The organism is Pseudomonas sp. GD04058 (genome assembly GCF_029836855.1).
Lineage (GTDB): Bacteria > Pseudomonadota > Gammaproteobacteria > Pseudomonadales > Pseudomonadaceae > Aquipseudomonas > Aquipseudomonas bharatica.
The window spans coordinates 92,933-110,832 of record NZ_JAOECN010000017.1 but is presented as its reverse complement, the minus strand read 5'-3'; the positions used below and the strand labels follow the sequence as shown (position 1 = coordinate 110,832).

16 protein-coding genes are annotated in these 17,900 nt (G+C 65.5%); 8 read left to right on the top strand and 8 right to left on the bottom strand.

The genetic code is table 11. The features are described 5' to 3' along the window. Nucleotides 1-170 precede the first annotated feature (170 nt). Genes N7650_RS16000 through N7650_RS15990 form a run of 3 tightly spaced genes read left to right on the top strand, consistent with a single transcriptional unit; the run spans nt 171 to nt 1,639 of the window. Entirely contained in the window at nt 171-674 is a 504-nt protein-coding gene (locus tag N7650_RS16000) for a CinA family protein (RefSeq protein WP_279899059.1), read from the top strand. 2 nt (nt 675-676) lie between these two features. Beyond that, nucleotides 677-1,183, top strand: coding sequence for a hypothetical protein (locus N7650_RS15995; RefSeq protein ID WP_009396134.1), 507 nt, complete (start codon nt 677-679; stop codon nt 1,181-1,183). Between the two features lie 9 nt (nt 1,184-1,192). Next, nucleotides 1,193-1,639 carry a YetF domain-containing protein gene (locus N7650_RS15990; RefSeq protein ID WP_009396135.1) on the top strand — a complete coding sequence of 149 codons (447 nt, stop codon included), beginning with the start codon at nt 1,193-1,195 and terminating at the stop codon, nt 1,637-1,639. Here N7650_RS15990 and sulP read toward each other — a convergent pair whose 3' ends face one another. Beyond that, nucleotides 1,640-3,379, bottom strand: coding sequence for a sulfate permease (gene sulP, locus N7650_RS15985; RefSeq protein ID WP_279899058.1), 1,740 nt, complete (start codon nt 3,377-3,379; stop codon nt 1,640-1,642). It abuts the gene before it with no gap. Nucleotides 3,380-3,638: 259 nt separating this feature from the next. Between sulP and N7650_RS15980 the strand changes: the two genes are divergently transcribed. Next, nucleotides 3,639-5,816, top strand: coding sequence for an ATP-binding protein (locus N7650_RS15980; RefSeq protein ID WP_279899057.1), 2,178 nt, complete (start codon nt 3,639-3,641; stop codon nt 5,814-5,816). Between the two features lie 2 nt (nt 5,817-5,818). Here the strand turns inward: N7650_RS15980 and yfcF are convergent, their stop codons facing one another. The 4 genes from yfcF to N7650_RS15960 all read right to left on the bottom strand — a co-directional run bounded on the left by yfcF (nt 5,819) and on the right by N7650_RS15960 (nt 10,416). Then, nucleotides 5,819-6,445: a glutathione transferase gene (gene yfcF, locus N7650_RS15975; protein ID WP_279899056.1), complete on the bottom strand. Its 627-nt coding sequence runs from the start codon at nt 6,443-6,445 to the stop codon at nt 5,819-5,821. A 101-nt stretch (nt 6,446-6,546) separates the two neighbouring features. After that, a complete protein-coding gene (locus tag N7650_RS15970) occupies nt 6,547-7,878 on the bottom strand; it encodes a cytochrome c (protein ID WP_279899055.1) in 1,332 nt (443 codons plus the stop codon). A gap of 11 nt (nt 7,879-7,889) precedes the next feature. Next, nucleotides 7,890-9,659 (bottom strand): GMC family oxidoreductase, encoded by a 1,770-nt coding sequence (locus tag N7650_RS15965; RefSeq protein WP_009396361.1) that lies wholly within the window; start codon nt 9,657-9,659, stop codon nt 7,890-7,892. A gap of 37 nt (nt 9,660-9,696) precedes the next feature. Next, complete coding sequence (locus tag N7650_RS15960; protein ID WP_009396363.1) at nt 9,697-10,416, bottom strand: gluconate 2-dehydrogenase subunit 3 family protein; 720 nt, start codon at nt 10,414-10,416, stop codon at nt 9,697-9,699. Between the two features lie 294 nt (nt 10,417-10,710). Between N7650_RS15960 and N7650_RS15955 the strand changes: the two genes are divergently transcribed. Both N7650_RS15955 and N7650_RS15950 read left to right on the top strand, forming a co-directional pair. Next, nucleotides 10,711-11,409, top strand: a complete 699-nt coding sequence (locus N7650_RS15955; RefSeq protein WP_279899054.1) for a 2OG-Fe(II) oxygenase — start codon at nt 10,711-10,713, stop codon at nt 11,407-11,409. After that, nucleotides 11,396-11,938 (top strand): 2OG-Fe(II) oxygenase, encoded by a 543-nt coding sequence (locus N7650_RS15950; RefSeq protein WP_279899053.1) that lies wholly within the window; start codon nt 11,396-11,398, stop codon nt 11,936-11,938. Before N7650_RS15955 ends, N7650_RS15950 begins: the two co-directional genes overlap by 14 nt. Before the next feature lie 11 nt (nt 11,939-11,949). Here the strand turns inward: N7650_RS15950 and N7650_RS15945 are convergent, their stop codons facing one another. From N7650_RS15945 to N7650_RS15935, 3 genes are all read right to left on the bottom strand, one after another. Next, nucleotides 11,950-12,993, bottom strand: coding sequence for an ABC transporter substrate-binding protein (locus tag N7650_RS15945; RefSeq protein ID WP_064303992.1), 1,044 nt, complete (start codon nt 12,991-12,993; stop codon nt 11,950-11,952). 357 nt (nt 12,994-13,350) lie between these two features. Continuing rightward, nucleotides 13,351-14,277 carry a PDR/VanB family oxidoreductase gene (locus N7650_RS15940; RefSeq protein ID WP_279899052.1) on the bottom strand — a complete coding sequence of 309 codons (927 nt, stop codon included), beginning with the start codon at nt 14,275-14,277 and terminating at the stop codon, nt 13,351-13,353. After that, nucleotides 14,274-15,326, bottom strand: coding sequence for an aromatic ring-hydroxylating dioxygenase subunit alpha (locus N7650_RS15935; RefSeq protein WP_009407989.1), 1,053 nt, complete (start codon nt 15,324-15,326; stop codon nt 14,274-14,276). Before N7650_RS15935 ends, N7650_RS15940 begins: the two co-directional genes overlap by 4 nt. A gap of 195 nt (nt 15,327-15,521) precedes the next feature. On the opposite strand from N7650_RS15935, the gene N7650_RS15930 reads away from it, so the two are divergent. After that, the gene (locus N7650_RS15930; protein WP_037062423.1) at nt 15,522-16,223 is read left to right on the top strand and encodes a GntR family transcriptional regulator; all 702 of its coding nucleotides are present in this window, start codon (nt 15,522-15,524) and stop codon (nt 16,221-16,223) included. A gap of 227 nt (nt 16,224-16,450) precedes the next feature. Next, nucleotides 16,451-17,785 carry an MFS transporter gene (locus tag N7650_RS15925; protein ID WP_279899051.1) on the top strand — a complete coding sequence of 445 codons (1,335 nt, stop codon included), beginning with the start codon at nt 16,451-16,453 and terminating at the stop codon, nt 17,783-17,785. Nucleotides 17,786-17,900: the final 115 nt, after the last annotated feature.

The window sequence follows — 17,900 nt, the reverse complement described above, 5'->3', positions numbered from 1 at the left end:
TGAGGGCGCTGAAGATCTACCGGCATGCACTTGGCGGCCATAACGCGGTTCTCAGACGGGCACCTCGCAGCCACCACTATTCAGAAAGATGTCTAGATACCCACGCTCTTCGCTGGAACCAACGCCCGGGCCGTTGCGTCAACCGCAAAACAGCAACAGGGTGCATGACGATGACCAAAGATCCCGTGGAGAGCGTGCTCGAATACCTCAAGCATCACCAACTGGTCCTGACCACCGCCGAGTCCTGCACGGCGGGAGACGTGGTGGCCATGCTGGCCGCGATACCCGGCACCGGCGAAGTGCTGGAAAGCGGTTATGTGGTGTATTCGCCGACTGCCAAGAAACGCCTGCTCGGCGTCAGCCAGGAGACCATCGACCGTTATGGCCTGACCAGCGAAGCAGTGGCCTGGGAAATGGCCCGCGGCGCCCTGCGCGACAGCCAGGCGAATGTCGCCATCGCCACCACCGGCATCGCCGGCCCCGAGGGCGAAGGCAGCATCCAGCCAGGCACCCTGTGCTTTGCCTGGGCCTTCGCCGGCGAGCCGCTTGCCACCTTCACCCGTAGCCAGCGTTTTTTCGGCGAGCGTGCCGAGGTCATGCGCCAGGGCGCGCTGTTCGGCTTGACCCAACTGGAGCACTACCACCAGCGCTGGCTGCGCGGCGAGCGTGCCTGACCATGAACAACGACGAGCTGGTCTCGCGCCATTACCCGGTCGAGGAAGACATGACCCTGCAGCAGCGGGTCTGGCGCTTCGAGCGGGTCGGTTGGTACGTGCTGGTGCTGATCGTGCTGCTGGCCCTGGCCGGCCTGTTCGGCAACGGTCCGCTCAGCGATGCCGAAGCCACCAGCGCCGACGGCCGCATTCGCGTGGAATACCAGCGTCTGAGCCGCAGCGGCACGACCGACAGCATGCGCATCCAGGTCCGCGGCACCCCGGGCCAGCCGGTGCAGCTGCTGCTCGGGGGCTCGCTGCTGCGCGAAGCCAGCATCGAGACCCTGCAACCCGAGCCGCTGTCGGCACAGTCCCGCGGTGAAGAAATCCTCATGCGCCTGGGCACCGGCGAGGATGGCATCGCGACGCTGTACCTGACCCTGCGCAGCGAACACGTGGGCCGCCTGGAAGGACGCGTCGGCCTTGGCCAGGGCAGCACCACAACCTTCTCGACCTTTTTCTTTCCCTAGGAGCCAGCCATGGATTCCATTCTCCGCGCCGCAGGCATGTACCTGGCGTTGATGCTGGTATTCCGCATCGCGGGGCGCCGCTCCCTGGCCGACCTGACCACCTTCGACTTCGTCCTGCTGCTGATCATCGGCGAAGCCACCCAGCAGGCATTGCTGGGCGACGACTTCTCCTTCATCAACGCCATGCTGGTCATCGCCACGCTGATCGCCCTGGACGTCGGGCTGTCGCTGGCCAAGCTCAATTCGCGCCGCCTGGCCCGGCTGCTGGACGGCCATGCCACCCTGGTGGTCGAGCACGGCCGCTTCCTCCACCAGCGCATGCGCCGGGCACGCCTGACCGAGGACGACATCCTGGAATCGGCGCGGGACAGCCAAGGCATCGAACGGGTGGAGCAGATCAAGTTCGCGATCGTGGAGCGCAACGGCAAGATTTCGGTGATCCCACAAGAACAGTGATCAGGGCTTCCAGTCCACCTGATGTTCCTCAAGATACACCTCCACTGCCGCTTCCACCGTCGGCTGGAATACGTCCCGGCCGATATGCGCCAGCACTTCGAGGCGCTCCAGCTTGTCCCGCACCGGATCCTTAACCTCGGCGAAGCGTAGTTCGATGCCCTGCCCGCGCAGGCTCTGTTCCAGCTCGACCAGCATGTCTGCCGAGGTCACGTCCACGCTGGTCACCGGCTCTGCCGCGATCACGACCCGTCGCACCGGCCCGGGTGCCTGCTGCACCGCCTGCAGTACAGAGTTCTGGAACAGCTCCGCGTTGGCGAAGAACAGCGGCGCATCCCAGCGCAGCAGCACCAGCCCCGGCACCAGCCGCGCCTGCGGGTAGCGGCTGACGTCGTGATAGCCGCGAATTCCGGCGACCCGCCCGAGTACGGCGTAGTGCGGACGCCAGCCATCCCAGAGAAACTCGATCACCGCGATGGCTACCGCCAGGCCGATGCCTGGCACCGCGCCGAGCACGGCGACACCGACAAAACAGGTGATCGACAGCCAGAACTCCCATTGCTGGATACGGTAGATGCGCCGCAGGTCCTTGAACTCGAACAGGCCGATGGCGGACGCGATCACCACGGCAGCCAGGGCGCTGCCGGGCAGATGCTTGAGCAAGTCGGGCCCCAGAAGCAGCAACAGCGCCACCCCCAGCGCACCGAACACCCCGGCCATCTGCGTACGCGCCCCGGCCGCTTCGGCCACCGGCGTACGCGATGAACTGCTGCTGACCGCAATGCCCTGGAACAGCCCGGTGGCAATGTTGGCCATGCCTAGGCCGATCATTTCCTGATTGGCATCCACTGGCGTACGGGTCTTGGCGGCATAGGTGCGCGACAGCACGCTGGTATCGGCGAAGGACACCAGCGCCGCCGCGAAGCCGCCGATCAGGGTCGCCTGCACGTCGGCAGCGTCGATCAACGGAAAGGCGAATCCCGGCAAGCCTTGGGGCAAAGAGCCGGTGACCTTGACGCCGTACCTGGCCTCGAACTGCAACGACCATGCGACCAGCGTCGCAGCCACCACGGCGACCAGCATTCCGGGCACGCGCTCGAAGCGCTTGAGCAGCAGGATGATCGCCAGGCTGCCGGCGCCCACGGCAAACGCAAGCCAGTTGGCCTTGCCATCGAGCAGCGCCTGGACAAGGTGCCAGACATCCCGCGCCGGCCCTTCGCTGTCGACGCTGATGCCGAACAGCTTGGGCGTCTGGCTGATCAGCACGGTCAGGGCGATGCCGTTCATGTAGCCGTAGCGGATCGGCTTGGACAACAGCTCGGTGATGAAACCAAGTCGCAGTATCCCGGCCGCGAGGCAGACCAGGCCCGAGACCAGGGCCATGGCACTGGCCAGGGTGATCGCCCTGAGCGGATCACCGCCGGACAGCGGCAACACCACGGCAATGATGATCGCGACCAGGGCCGAATCGGGACCGAGCACAAGGATCCGGCTCGGCCCGAACAGGGCATAGGCCAGCAGCGGCACGATGGTCGCGTACAGCCCATGGATGCCCGGCACCCCCGAGGCCTGGGCGTAGGCGATGCCCACCGGGACCAGCATGGCGGTGAGCACCAGGCCGGCCAGCAGGTCCCTGGGCAACCAGGCAAGCGGGTAGCTGCGCAGCACCTGCAGGCCCGGCAGCCAGCGCTGCCAATCACGTTTGCCAGGGGACGCGGCGGGCTTGGACGATGGAGGCTGCATAGATTTCCTTGGGCGACGAGCAGAACGCCTGAGCAAATCTAGCAAGGTTATTGGCTCCCGCAGCCGGCGGCGGTCAATGTTTGGTGCGCTGGGCAATATTCAATTGCCAGCACGGCTGTGCTAGAACATCAAGGCGGCAGGCAACCTGTGGTTTTCCCATGCCGAAGCGGAACGTCCCGGCGCGCGCGCCAGTCCAACGCCGGCTGGCTCCCTGGCCCTGCGGGCAAGAACGAATGAAAAGAAACACCGGTGGAACGCGATGAAGCACCTGACCCGTGAAGCGCTGGAGGCGGAAATCCTGCGTTTGCGCATGGCCCTGGAGAATGCGGGGCTCGATCCCGACCCGCCGTCAGCCCATTACCAACCCTTCGAAACCACCGCCATGCACAAGGCCCAGGTCGCCTTGCGCAAGAGCGAGGAACGCTTTCGCACCATCCTCGAAACGGTCGAGTCGGCCTTTGCCCTGGTCAAGGTCAAGTTCGACGCCGATGACCGTCCCATCGACTACCAGTTCGTCGAGGCCAACCCGGCCTTCGAACGCCAGGCCGGGGTCGATCTGCGCGGCAAGTGGGTCACCGAGTTCGCTCCGGACCTGGAAGACTTCTGGTTCCAGACCTACGGCCACGTGGCCAGGACCGGCGAGCCGGCCACCTTCGAAAGCTATGCCGAAGCCTTCAAGCGCTGGTTCGACGTGCGCGCGGTCAAGGTCGGCGAACCCGAGGAGCGCTTGATCGCGATCATCTTCAGCGACGTCACCGAACGCCGCAACGCCGAGGAACGCCTGCGCCGCAGCGAGGCCTTGGCGCGGCAGAACATCGAACGCGTGCAACTGGCCCTGGCCGCCGGCGCGATCATCGGTACCTGGCACTGGGACCTGCACAACGGCCGGTTCAGCATCGATGAGGCCTTTGCCCGTGCCTGCGGCCTGGATCCGGCCTGGGGCACCGAAGGCCTGACCCTCGAGCAGGTGTTGCAATCGGTGCACCCGGATGATCGCAACGGCCTGACCGAAGCCATAGGCGCGGTGATTGCCAGCGGCAAGCCCTATGCCCATCAATACCGGGTCAAGCGCAGCGACGGCCGCTATTACTGGATCGAAGCCAATGGCCGCGTCGATCGTGCCGACGATGGCAGCCCCAGCAGCCTCCCGGGTGTGGTGATCGACGTCGAGGAGCGGCGCTTGGTAGAGGCCGAGCGCGACCGCGCCATCGCCGCGTTGCGCAGCCTCAACGAAACCCTCGAACAGCGGGTCGCCGCGCGCACCCTGGAGCTGATGCAGGCCGAAGAGAAACTGCGCCAGTCGCAGAAAATGGAAGCGGTCGGCCAGCTCACCGGCGGTATCGCCCACGACTTCAACAACCTGCTGGCGGGGGTTTCCGGCGCCCTGGAAATGATGGCAACCCGTATCACCCAAGGCCGTATCCAGGAGCTGGACAAGTACCTCGACACTGCCCAGGGCGCGGTCAAGCGCGCCGCTTCCCTGACCCACCGGCTGCTCGCTTTCTCCCGCCGGCAGACCCTCGACCCGCGGCCCACCGACGTCAACCGGCTGATGCAGGGCATGGGCGAGCTGATCCAGCGCACCGTGGGCCCGGGCATCGCGGTCGAGACGTCGGCAGCCCCCGGCCTGTGGCCGACCCTGGTGGACGCCAGCCAATTGGAAAACGCCCTGCTCAACCTGTGCATCAATGCCCGCGATGCCATGCCCGATGGCGGACGCATCCGCATCGAAACCGCCAACACCAGCCTGGATGCCGAGGGTGCCCGGGCCCAGGAAATCGCCGAGGGTAAATACGTCCTGCTGACGGTGGCCGACACCGGCATCGGCATGACCCCGGACGTCCTCGCCAAGGCGTTCGACCCGTTCTTCACCACCAAGCCGATCGGCCAGGGCACCGGGCTGGGGTTGTCGATGATCTACGGTTTCGCCAAGCAGTCAGGTGGCCAGGTGCGCATCAGCTCGGAATCGAGTGGCGGCACCAGCGTGCAGATCCTCCTGCCGCGTTACCAGGGCGCCCTCGACGAGGAAAGCGCCGGCAGCGATCTCAATGCGATCATGCCGAGCGTGTCCGGGGAAACCATTCTCATCGTCGACGACGAACCCAGCGTGCGCATGCTGCTGGTGGATGCGCTGGGCGATCTCGACTACAGCCTTATCGAGGCGGGCGACAGCCTCTCGGGGCTCAAGGTGCTGCGCTCGGACGTGCACATCGACCTGCTGATCACCGATGTCGGCCTGCCCGGCGGCATGAATGGCCGGCAGATGGCCGATGCCGGGCGAATGAACAGGCCGGACCTGAAGGTACTGTTCATCACCGGCTATGCCGAGACCGCCGCCATCGGTGAAGGGCAACTCGAACCGGGGATGCAGGTGCTGACCAAGCCATTCGCCCTGGAAACCCTGGCAGAGCGGGTGCGGGAAATGATCAGGTCTTGAGATTACAACGCCGGCCGCACCTTTTCCGCCCACTCCCGCACCGACGCCCGCTGCCACTGCCGCGCCGCATAATCCTTCAGCCGCTGCGGCACTTCATCGCCATTGAGGATCAACCGGTTGAGCATCACGGCCAGGTCCGCATCGGCGATGGACCATTCCCCGCACAGATACTCCGCCCCCTCCGGCAACAACGCCTGCGCCGCCGCGATCAGCTTGCGCGCCGCGGCCTGCCCCGCCGTCGACAACGGCCCCTGCTTCGCGCCGTAGAACACCACCAGGGTGGAACGCTCTTCGCGGATCGGCATCAGGTCGCTGCGTAACCAGGCCTGAACCTGCCGGGCGCGGGCGCGCTGGCGCGGATCGCGGGGATAGACCGGGCGTTCAGGATACAGGTCTTCCAGGTATTCGCTGATGGCCGAGGACTCGGACAGGGCGAAACCGTTATGGACCAGGGTAGGTACCCGTTGGGTGAGAGACAGCCGGCTATAGTCATCCGCCTGGTTTTGCCCCTGGTCGAGGTCGACCGGCACGGTTTCGAAATCCAAGCCCTTTTCCCGCAGGGTCACATACACCGACATGGCATAAGGGCTGGTGTAGCGGGCATCGACGAACAGGCGCAACTGACTCATGGCGCAATCTCCTTGGTTGAGGAGATCACGCTATGAGGTTTTTCGAGGGAAATACAATTCAAGCTTTTCATGGAGGTATTCCAGGGCGGAATAGGGCTGGCCTACGGCTGCCCGGCGATCCCCGCCCTCACCCGCTCCACCTGCTCGACACTCACCGCCGACGCCCGGTTCGACCACCCCTGGCGCAGGAACGTGGCCAACTGCGCAACCTCGGCATCGTCCAGGCGCTTGGCAAAGCCTGGCATCGGCAGCACCGACGGCGCGCGCTCGGTAGAGGGCGTGGCCGCGCCGGCGAGGATCACGTGCAACAGCGCGTCCGGCTTGTCGGCGATGACCACCGTGGCCCCGTCCAGTTGCGGGAAGACCCGCTCCGCGCCCTTGCCGGAGACGAAGTGGCAGGCATTGCAGTTATCCAGGTACAGGCGCTCGCCAAGGCTGAGGTCGCGCGCAGCGGCAAGCTTGCGCGCCGTGGCGCCGGCACGCTCGGCGTCGGCTTGGTGAGCCCTCGCCTGCCCCGGGTCCAGCGACTTCAGATAAGCCGCCATGGCCTGCAGATCGGCATCGCTCAGGTGCGAGGTGCTGTTGGCGACCACGTCGGTCATCTCCCCCGCTACCGAGGCCTTGGCATTGCGCCCGCTGCCCAGGTACTCGGCGATCTCGTCCTCGTTCCAGTGCGGCATGCCACGCAGGGCCGGAACGTTCCAGCCATTGAGTTCGGTACCGGTGAGATAAGCGGCTGCACGCTCGTCCAGGCCATTTTCCTGCAGGGTCAGGGCCCGCGGGGTGTGACACGAGCCACAGTGCCCCAGGCCCTGGACCAGGTAGGCACCGCGAGCGATGTCGTCGCCGTTGACGGCCGCCTCGCTGCTTGCCACCGACTCGGGGGCTGGCGAGAACAACGCGCGCCAGTAGGCCAGCGGCCAGCGAATCGAAAGCGGCCAGGGAATGTCGCTGGCACGGTTCTCCTGGCGCACCGCCGGTACGCCCTGCATGAACCAGGCGTACAGCGCCCGGGTGTCGGCGTCGGTCAGGCGGGCGTAGGACGGAAACGGCATGGCCGGGTACAGCGCAGCCCCGTCGTGGCCGATGCCGCGGCGCACGGCGCGTTCGAACTGACCATAGGTCCAGCGGCCGATGCCGGTGTCCGGGTCGGGCGTGATGTTGGTGGAGTAAATGGTGCCGATCGGCGAGGCGATGCCCAGCCCGCCGGCGAACGGCTTGCCGCCCTCGCGGGCGGTATGGCAGGCGACGCAGTCGCCGGCGCGGGCCAGGTAGGCGCCCTTGTCCAGCAGCTCGGGGGTGACCGCCTGGGACATCGTTTCGGCGGCATCCCCGGACCGGTTGAGCAGCCCGGCGCCCAGCCAGGCCAGCAGGGCCCCGACCAGCAGGACAACGAACAGCGACAACAGCAGGGAGCGGGATCGGGTTGTCATGGTCGCGCTCCTCAGGCCTGTACCAACGGGCCAGGGTTCTTCAGGTACTGCTCCTTGATGGCCTGGGCCGACATCAGGGTCAGGGCGCCGATCAGCGCGGTGGGGTTGGCCTGGAAGTTCTGCGGGAAGGCATTGCCGCCGGGGACGAAGACGTTGTGCACATCCCAGCTCTGCAAGTAGCGGTTTAGCGCGCTGGTTTTCGGCGAGTCGCCCATGATCGCGCCGCCGACGTTATGCGTGGACACGTACTTGGTGATATCCCAGTGCGAGTCCATGCCCAGGAAGTTTTCGCTGTAGCTATCCGGCCCCAGCTCCCGGGTGATGTCGAGGACGATCCCGCGCAGGTACTGCTGCAGCTTCAGCTCGTTGGGTTTCCAGTCGAAGGTGATGCGCAACAGCGGCTGGCCCCACGGGTCCTTGTAGGTCGGGTCGAGGTCCACATAGTGGTCGCGATAGGACATACAGCCGGTGGAGATGTTGATGGTCATCGAATGGCCGTACCAGTCCTGCATCGCCTCCTTCCAGCCCTGGCCCCATTCCGGCGTCCCCGACGGCAGCGAGGTGCCGATGGGCGTGCCGGTGGCCTGGGAACTGTGGATCTTCGCCCCGCCGATCACGCCCAGTCCCGGGCCGTCGAAATTGCCCGGGGAGATATCGTTGAACATCTGTCCGGTGGCGCCGGCGGTGGCGAAGGGATTGAAATGCTTGTCCTTGAAGAACAGCGTCGCTCCGCCGACGCTGAGGAAGGCGTAGTTGCGGCCGATCACGCCCTCGCCGGTGTGCGGGTCATAGGGCTTGCCGATACCCGACAGCAGCATCAGGCGCACATTGACGAACTGGAAGCCGGCCAGGATGACGATCTTCGCCGGCTGGAACACCTCGTTGCCCTGGGCATCGGCGTAGGTGACGCCGCGGGCGGTCTTGCCGTCGGGGTGCAGATCGACCCGCAGCACGTTGCAGCCGGTGCGGTAGTCGAAGTTGTCCATGCGCGTGAGGGCGTCCATCACGGCGGTCTGCGGCGAGGCCTTGGAATAGTTCAGGCACGGGTACTTGCTGCAGAAGCCGCAGTAATTGCACGGCGCGATCTGGTTGCCGTAGGGATTTTTCCACGGGCGCGAAACGTTGGCCGAGGGGTTGGGGAACGGGTGGTAACCCAGCTTGCGCGCGGCCTCGGCGAACATCCTGTTGTTCAGCGTGTCTTCCAGCGCCGGCAGCGGGAACGGGCTGGAACGCGGGCCCTCGAACGGGTCGCCGCCGGCGATGATCTGCCCGCGCAGGTTGCCGGTGTTGCCGGACAGGCCGCAGATCTTGTCGAAGCGGTCCAGGTACGGCTCGATCTCGTCCCAGGTGAAGGGGTAATCCTGGATCTGCATGCGCTCGTCGAGGCTGCCCGGTGCGTAGGCCTGGTCGGCATAGGTCTTGAGCTTGATATCGGTCGGCGTCGGCCGGATCAGTACCCCGGTCCAATGCAGGCCGGAGCCGCCGACGCCGGTACCCGGGACGAAGGCGCCCCACTGCCGGGTCGGCAGCGCGTTGCCGGCGAGGTCATGGCGTACGGTCAGGGCACCGTCCCTGGGCGTGACCATGACCTTGTTGCGCAGGCCGTAGGCGTACTGGTCCGCTGGCCTGGGGTAGGAAAAATCGGCGTTGGGCCGGTCGGCGCCGCGCTCCAGGGCGCGCACCCTGAGCCCCGCCTGGGCCAGTTCGATGCTCATCAGCGAACCGGTCCAGCCCAGGCCGACCACGACCACATCGACTTCGTCATTGCTCATGCTGCTCATGCTTGCCCCTTGAATGCTGTGGCGTCGGATGACGGCTTCAGGCGCGCTGGCCACTCAGGCTCACCGGCCCGAGCGGATACGCCACGTTGTGTTGGGTCACCCATTCCAGATAGCTGGCACGGGCACCGGGAAAGCCGATGGCGATCCACGCCTTCATGCCCTTGTTGCCGCCGTAAATAGGATCGGCGAGCCAGCCCTGGCGGGTGTGGTTGAGCAGGTCGGTGAACAGCAGCTTGCCCGGCAGCACCGGCTCGCCGTGGGCAGCGAAATCGATCTGGCCGTTCTGCAACTGGCCCAGGACCTGCCCGCGGGTGGGCAGGTCGAGCAAGGCGAAATGCGTGCCGTGACTGGCCTGGCACGCGCGCTCCAGGGCGGCGATGCCCTTGCGGTAGACCTCCTGCGGGGTGAAGGGCAACTGGTAGCCGAGGGTGGCGGGCGCATTCAGGTCGAAGGGGCCTTCGAGGTAGACCTCGCTGCCCAGGTCGCCGGCCAGTTGCTGGTCGATGAAGATCGGCACGTTGCATTCGAGTGCGCCGGGGCCGCGGCCATCGGCGGGGATCAGGCGGTCGCAGGCGGCCTTGATGAAGGTCCACTCGGCGGCGCTGAAGAACACCGGGGTGTAGCTGTCGAGGCTCGGCGCGATGATCTCCGCCGCCACTGCCGCGCTCAGGCCGTCGAGGGCGATGCCCATGGCGGGCAAGGCGATCAGCGAAGACAGCAGGAACTTTCTTCGCGAGTTTTGCTTGGCTGACAACATGCAGGTTCACCTATTACCTTGCGCAGGGAACCCGGATGGCGTGCTGCATATCGACCCGGCAGGCTGGAGACCGCTCTTGTGGGTATCGACGGGCAGGCTTTGGCATCACGGGCAAAGTGGCCGGGGTTGCCTGCCTTGCTTGTTACAAGACATTTCAAAACCGGCGTTGCTATGGCTTTGTCCGCGGGATGTCCGGGGAAGTTCGGTCGGATTGTGCAAGACCAGCGCAAGGAACGGAGTGTCCTGGGCCCGCTGCCTCGGCAAACTGAGTCCATCCCACTCAGGTGCAACGGCATGCAGACCCGTTTTTCTTTTGAAAACCCCAGCCTTGTGCAGTCCCTGGATAACACGGGCCACGCCCTGCTTCCGGCACTGCTCAGCGGCGACGAATGCCGGCAACTGGTCGCCCTGTATCGGCAAAGCGACCGGTTCCGCTCGCGCATCGTCATGTCTCGCCACGGTTTTGGCAGCGGTGAATACCAGTACTTTCGCTATCCCCTGCCTGCGCAGGTCGAGCGGCTGCGCCAGCGCATCTACCCCGTGCTTGCCGGGATCGCCAACCTGTGGAACAGCCGGCTCAAGCGCCAGGAGTCTTACCCGCCCTCCCTCTCCGGCTTTCTCCGGCAGTGTCACCGGGCAGGCCAGATGCGCCCCACGCCCCTGCTGTTGCAGTACCGGCCCGGCGATTACAACTGCCTGCACCAGGACCTCTATGGAGACCTGTGCTTCCCTCTGCAGGTGGCCATCCTGCTGTCACGTCCCGGCGTTGATTTCGAGGGCGGCGAATTCTGCCTCACCGAGTATTCCAGCCAGGAGCACCGCGCCGAGGTCGTACCATTGCAGCAGGGCGACGGCGTGGTTTTCCCGGTGGCGATACGGCCAGTGCCGGGGCGGCGCGGGGGTTGGCGCAGGGTGCAGGTCAGGCATGGTGTCAGCCAGGTATCGAGCGGCAGCCGGCACACCCTGGGGGTGATCTTCCATGACGCTCGCTGATATGCTCGCCGGCCTCGAGCGGGACGGGTACCTGCTGCTCCCCGGCTACCTGGACGCCGACCGGTTCGGCTCCTGCGGCCTGCTCAACACCTTGAAGACGACCTTCTATCCGCCGCTGGCAGGCATAGCCAACCATTGGAGTGAACAGGAAGCCTACCCGCCACAACTGGCCGCACTGCAGGCGCGCTGCCGCGAAGCGGGCCGTGCGCTGGATCCTTCACGCTATACCCGCCTGCGCGAGCAGGAGCACCAGCCGTTGGGCCAATCGCCGACGGCTTTTCCGCTGCTGTTGTGCGCTCTTCTGTGCACTCCCGGCAAGGACTTCAGCGGTGGCGACCTGCTGCTCACCGAGCACCGCCCGCGCCTGCAATCCCGGCCCATCGTGGTGCCGTTGCGCCGGGGCGACATCGCGATCATTCCCGCCGGCCGCCGCCCGGTACGCCACTCCCGGGTGACGACGCGCCACGCCATCAGCCGGGTCCACAGCGGCGAGCGCCTGGGCCTGGAGCTGTTCTTCGATCTGCTGTGAGCGCGCTTCGTTTAGCGCGCAGCCCAGGCGTTGAAGCGCTCTTCCAGTTCCTCGCCGTGGTCCACCCAGAATCCGGAATCCACCAGCAGCCCCTGCTCCAGGTTGGCCGGCGCGGTCGGCAACTGGGCCTGGACGTCCAGCGGCAAGGCATCCAGCGCCTGCTTGTTGACCGGGCCGTAGGGGATGCTCGACGAGAAGCGCTGCTGGTTGGCCGCCTGGCTGGCGAAGACGATGAATTTCTCGGCCAGGGCCTTGTTCGGCGAGCCCTTGACGATGGCCCAGTGGTCGGGGTCATAGAGGCCGCCGTTCCAGACGATGCCGAGGTGGGTGCCTTCCTTCTGGGCCACGGCGATGCGTCCGTTGTAGGCGGCGGACATCACCACGTCATTGGCCGCCAGCCATTGCGGCGGCTGGGCGCCGGCTTCCCACCACTGGATCGAGGACTTGATCTGGTCGAGCTTGGCGAAGGCGCGGGTCACGCCGGCAGGGGTGGCGAGCACCTTGTACAGGTCGGCACGGCTGACGCCATCGGCGAGCAAGGCGGCTTCCAGGGTGTACTTGGCGCCTTTGCGCAGGCCGCGCTTGCCGGGATACTTGGCGGTGTCCCAGAAGTCGGCCCAGGAGGCGGGTGGCGAGGACAGCTTCGCCGGGTTGTAGGCCATGACCATGGACCAGACATAGCTGGCGACGCCGCATTCACTGACAGTATCGGCCAGGTAGTGCTCGCCGTTGCCAAGCAGCGCCGGGTCGATCTTCTCGAACAGCCCCTCTTCGCAACCGCGCAGCAGTTCAGGGCTTTCCACCTCGACCACGTCCCAGGAAACCTGGCCGACGCTGACCATGGCCTTCACCTTGGACAGCTCACCGTTATAGTCGCCGGCCACCACCTTGCCCGCCCCGCTCTGCTCGAACGGCTTGAAATAGGCCTGGTCCTGGGCGGCCTTGGTGGCGCCGCCGAAGGAAATCACGGTGAGCTTGTCCGTCGCGGCCAGGGCATTGCCCGCCGCCAGAGTGGAAACCACAGCCAACGCGCACGCACGCATTTTCAAAGACATCGACACTTCCTCCCTACTACTCAAGGTAAATGCCGGGTAGCCGCGAACAGCAGGCGCGGGTCGTCGACCCCGACATGGTTGGCAAAGACAGTCTTGAAAGGGCAGTAAGGCGGGCGCGGGCTCTTTTGTTCGGGCCCTGGCACCGGCCGGGTTTCGAGCGCGTGGAATGCGCGTCGTTTTTATTCTTCGAGTGAGGAGGATGATGGAGCAGAGCGGGGGTTAGGCAAATTATTAAAAATGTTGGGGCTGGGCAGGAAAAAGCTTTGTAGTGACCGACGGGCCAACCCGATCCCGTAATTGGATGGACTCGCCCCCGCCGAGGCGTCTGTGCGCCACGGTGGGGGCGAGTCCATCCAATTACAGGTCTAGTACCAGGCAGCCACCCCGGGCCCTTGAGCAGCAAGGCGTCATTTGCCCGCGGCGCTCTTCGGCAGTTAGGAACTGGTCGCGGTGATCCACCTCGCCATCCACCACCCGGGTAATGCAGGTGCCGCAGATTCCCTGCTCGCAGGATACCGGGATGATGATTCCGGCGTCGTCCAGCACCTGGGTGATGGAACGATCCGCCGGCACCTCGAAGACCTGCCCCGTCGCGTGGATGCGCACCTCGAAGGCCGCGTCTTCAGCCTGGGTAAGCGGCGCTGCGCCGAAGTATTCGCGATGCAGTCGCGACTCGTCCCAGCCCAGCGCCCGGGCGCCTTCGAGCACATGGTCGATGTAGCCTGCCGGACCGCAGACATACAGATGCGTATCCGCCGGCTCGTTCGCCAGGACCGTAGCCAGGTCGAGGCGTTGGCCGTCGTCGAAATAGCACCTGGCCGGCAGTTCGCCGAGCTGGTCGAGAAACGCCGCACGTTGCGCCGAACGCGCCGAGTAGTGAACGGCGAATGGCCGTCCTTCGCGGGCCAGGCTGTGGGCCATGGCCAGGATCGGCGTGATGCCGATACCACCGGCGAACAACAGCGAGCGCCCTGCCCCGCTGTCCAGCGCGAACAGGTTGCGCGGCTCGCTGACCGTCACTCGCTGGCCCACCCGCAACCGCTCGTGCACCGCGCGCGAGCCGCCGCGGGACGCCGCATCATGCAGCACACCGATGCAGTAGCGGTGCTGCTCGTGCGGGTCGTTGCACAGTGAATACTGGCGGACCAGCCCCTGGTCGAGATGCACGTCGATGTGCGCCCCGGCAGTGAACGCGGGCAATGGCGCGCCGTCTTCGCGGACCAGCTCCAGGCCGACGATGTCCTCGGCCTCCAGGCGCATCGCCTTGATCAGCAGTTCCATCACGATGCACTCCGGGCAATCACCGGTGCCTGCTCGGCGGCGATGATCCGCTCGATGATACGTCGCGACTGCACGCCGCCAGCATCGATATTGAGCTTGAGCAGGCTGCGCTGCGGGTGTTCCAGCAGGTTGCGCTGCTGGCGCTCGAGCATTTCCAGGTCCTCGGCGAAGATCTTGCCCTGGCCGCTGCGGATGGTCTCGGTCAGCGCCGGGTCGTCGGCCTTGAAGTTGCGCGCCATGCCCCAGAAGTACCAGATCGAGGTGTCGCTCTCGGGCGTGATGAAATCGACCACGATGCTCCCGGCCTTGCAATGCGCCGGTGCGTCGTAGCCGCCGGTACCGGCATGGGCCACGCCGACTTCGATCATCACGTGGCTGGGCGGGGTAAAGCGGCAGATCTGCCAGCGATCCACCGGCACGTCGTCGGCCAGGCCGTTGCCGCGCAGGGCGGCCTGCCAGAACGGCGGCGGCAGGATGTTCTCCATGAAGCGACTGGTGATCACTTCGTCGCCACTGACCCGGGTGTTGACCGGCGCCTCGTCGATTTCCTTCTGGCCGATGCTCGAAGCATGCACGTAGGTTTCGTGGGTCAGGTCCATCAGGTTGTCGATCATCAGCCGGTAGTCGCAGGCGATGTGGTAGAGCCCGCCGCCGTACGCCCAGTCAGGACTGTCAGCCCAATGCAGGTTAGGGATCAGCGCCGTGTCGGCACGGGCGGGATCACCGGGCCAGACCCAGATGAAGCCATGACGCTCTTCGACCGGGAAGCTGCGGATCGCCGGAAAGGCCTGCACCCGCTGGCACGGCATGGTGGCGGTGCGGCCATCGCTGCCCATTTCCAGGCCGTGGTAACCGCATACCAGCTTGCCGTCGCGGACGAAGCCCAGCGACAGCGGCGCGCCACGGTGCGGGCAGAAATCCTCGAGGGCGGCGACGCGGGAGTGGTCGCCGCGGTAGAACACCATATTTTCATTGCAGATCTTGCGGCCCAGGGGCTTTTCAGCGATCTCGTCCGGGGTGCAGGCGACGTACCAGGCGTTTTTCGGGTGCATGGGTCAGGCTCGTTTTGTTGTTGTGATGGATCCATAAATTGGATTTAACCCGTTAAAAACGCAATATATGCACGCTTAATGGATCCATTAAAGGTTCGATAATCGCCCGGCTTTTTTCTTCCCGCCCGCTCTTCGCAGCGGCCGGCAAAGCCGCTACAGTGCCGCGCATGAAGGGTTTTGGCCGTGGAGGCCGCAGTGAGTGGATCCGGACAACGTGTATTGAACCTGCTGCGCAGGATGATCCTCGACGGGCAGTTCGCCCCCGGCGAGCGCATCGCCGAAGTACCCACCGCCGAATTGCTGGAAGTCTCGCGGATGCCGGTACGCATGGCGTTGCGCGCGCTCGAACAGGAAGGGCTGCTGGTTCGCCACGGGGCACGGGGTTTCGCGGTGAAGCAAGTGACGGCGCAAACCCTCGGCAATGCCGTGGAGGTGCGTGGCGTACTGGAAGGGCTGGCGGCGCGGCAGGCGGCCGAGCGCGGTATAAGCATGGCGACGCGCGCAGTACTGCTGGAGTGCCTGGAGCAGGCGGACAGCTTGTTCGACAAGGGCTTCGTCAGCGAAGAAGACCTGGCGGCCTACCACGACATCAACAAGCGCTTCCACCAGGCCATCATCGAAGCCAGCGGCAACGCCGCGGTGGCCGAAGCGCTGTCGCGCAACGAACACCTGCCGTTCGCCTCGGTGAGTTCGATCGCCGTGGACCGCAGCAACCTGGCCCAGGAGTTTCGCCGGTTCAATTTCGCCAACATGCAGCATCACACCCTGGTCGATGCCCTGCTGGCCGGACAGGGCGCACGGGCCGAGGCGATCATGCGCGAGCATGCGCAGGTGACCATCAGGTACATGAAGATCTTCAGCGGACCAAGGCAGGAAGGATTGAAGATCATTCAATGACCGTACGGACAAAACATGTAAATTTTGCATGAAAACAAAACATCGTTATTAACAAAGCACCAAGCGGTATTTCACAACACAGCCCTCCGCCCCCTACCCTGTTCGCCATCCCAAGTGATGAAGAACCCAACCATGTCCCGCCCAGAAACCCGCCCTGCGCTAAGGCGGACGACCTGAACGCCCTGACCCGACCGGACGCACCACCGACCTTCCAGCGCAAGGTGCCGATGATCATCGGCTGCGCGCTGTTCATGGAGCTGCTCGACTCCACCGCCGTGCTCACCGCCCTGCCGCAACTGGCGGCGGATTTCGGCGAGCCCAGCGTGCGCATGAACCTGGTGGTCACCCTTTACCTGCTGGCGGTGGCAATGTTCATCCCCCTCAGCGGCTGGCTGGCCGAACGCCTTGGGCCGCGCCGGGTGTTCATCGCCGCCATCGGCCTGTTCGTAGCCAGCTCGCTGGCCTGTGCCCTGTCCGCCAGCCTCTGGCAACTGGCATTGGCGCGCTTCTGCCAGGGCATGGCCGCAGCGCTGATGGTGCCGGTGGGCCAGGTGATCCTGCTGCGCTGGTCGAGCAAGGGCGACCTGCTCAAGGCCATGGCCTACCTGACCATGCCCGCCCTGCTCGGCCCGGTGTTCGGCCCGCCGCTGGGCGGATTGCTGGTGACCGGGTTGTCGTGGCACTGGATCTTCCTGCTCAATTTGCCCATCGGCCTGCTCGGGATAGTGCTGGTGCTGCGCCATGTACCGGACTACCCGGGGCAACGCACCCGCTCGCTAGACCTGCGCGGCTTCCTGCTCGGCAGCCCGGCGCTGGCCTGCCTGGTGCTGGCATTCGAAAGCCTCGGGCACGGTTCGTTGCGCTGGGAATGGTCGTGCCTGTTGCTGCTGGCCGGCGCGGGTTTCGCCTGCGCCTATGTGCGCCATGCACGGCGCGCAGTTTCGCCGCTGCTGGACCTGTCGTTGCTGCGCATTCCCAGTTTTGCCCTGGTGCTATGGGGCGGCACCCTGTTTCGCCTGGGCAGTGCCTCGCTGCCGTTCTTGCTGGTGCTGCTGTTTCAGCTGGGATATGGCATGAGCGCGCTGCAGGCCGGGCTGTTGACCTTCGCCGGCGGCGCCGGTGCCCTGCTGATCAAGTTCATCTCGGTACCCCTGGCGCGGCGTTTCGGCTTTCGCGACCTGCTGATGTGGAACACGGTGCTGGGGGCGCTTTCCATTGCCCTATGTGCGCTGTTTACCGAGGACACCGCACCGCCGGTAGTGATGTCGATGCTGTTCGTCGGCGGGCTGTCGCGCTCGCTGCAAATGACTGCAATGGGCGCGCTGACCTACGCCGATATCCCGCCGGAGCGCTCGGCCAGCGCGGCGACGCTGTCGGCGACCAGCGTGCAGATCAGCCTGAGCCTGGCCGTGTGCCTGGCGGCGATGCTGCTGGGTGCGATCCAGCGGCTGCAGGGGCACGGTCAGCCACAGGCCGGCGATATCCAGATCACCCTGGTGCTGGTGAGCCTGATGTGCCTGGCCGCGGGCCTGGTGTTCCGGCGCTTGGACCGGGAGAAATGAGGTGAGCTTTCGGGCCTCATCGCTGGCAAGCCAGCTCCCACAGGGTCCGAGTCACAACCCAAAAACCTGTGGGAGCTGGCTTGCCAGCGATGAGGCCGGTAAGAGCAACACAAAA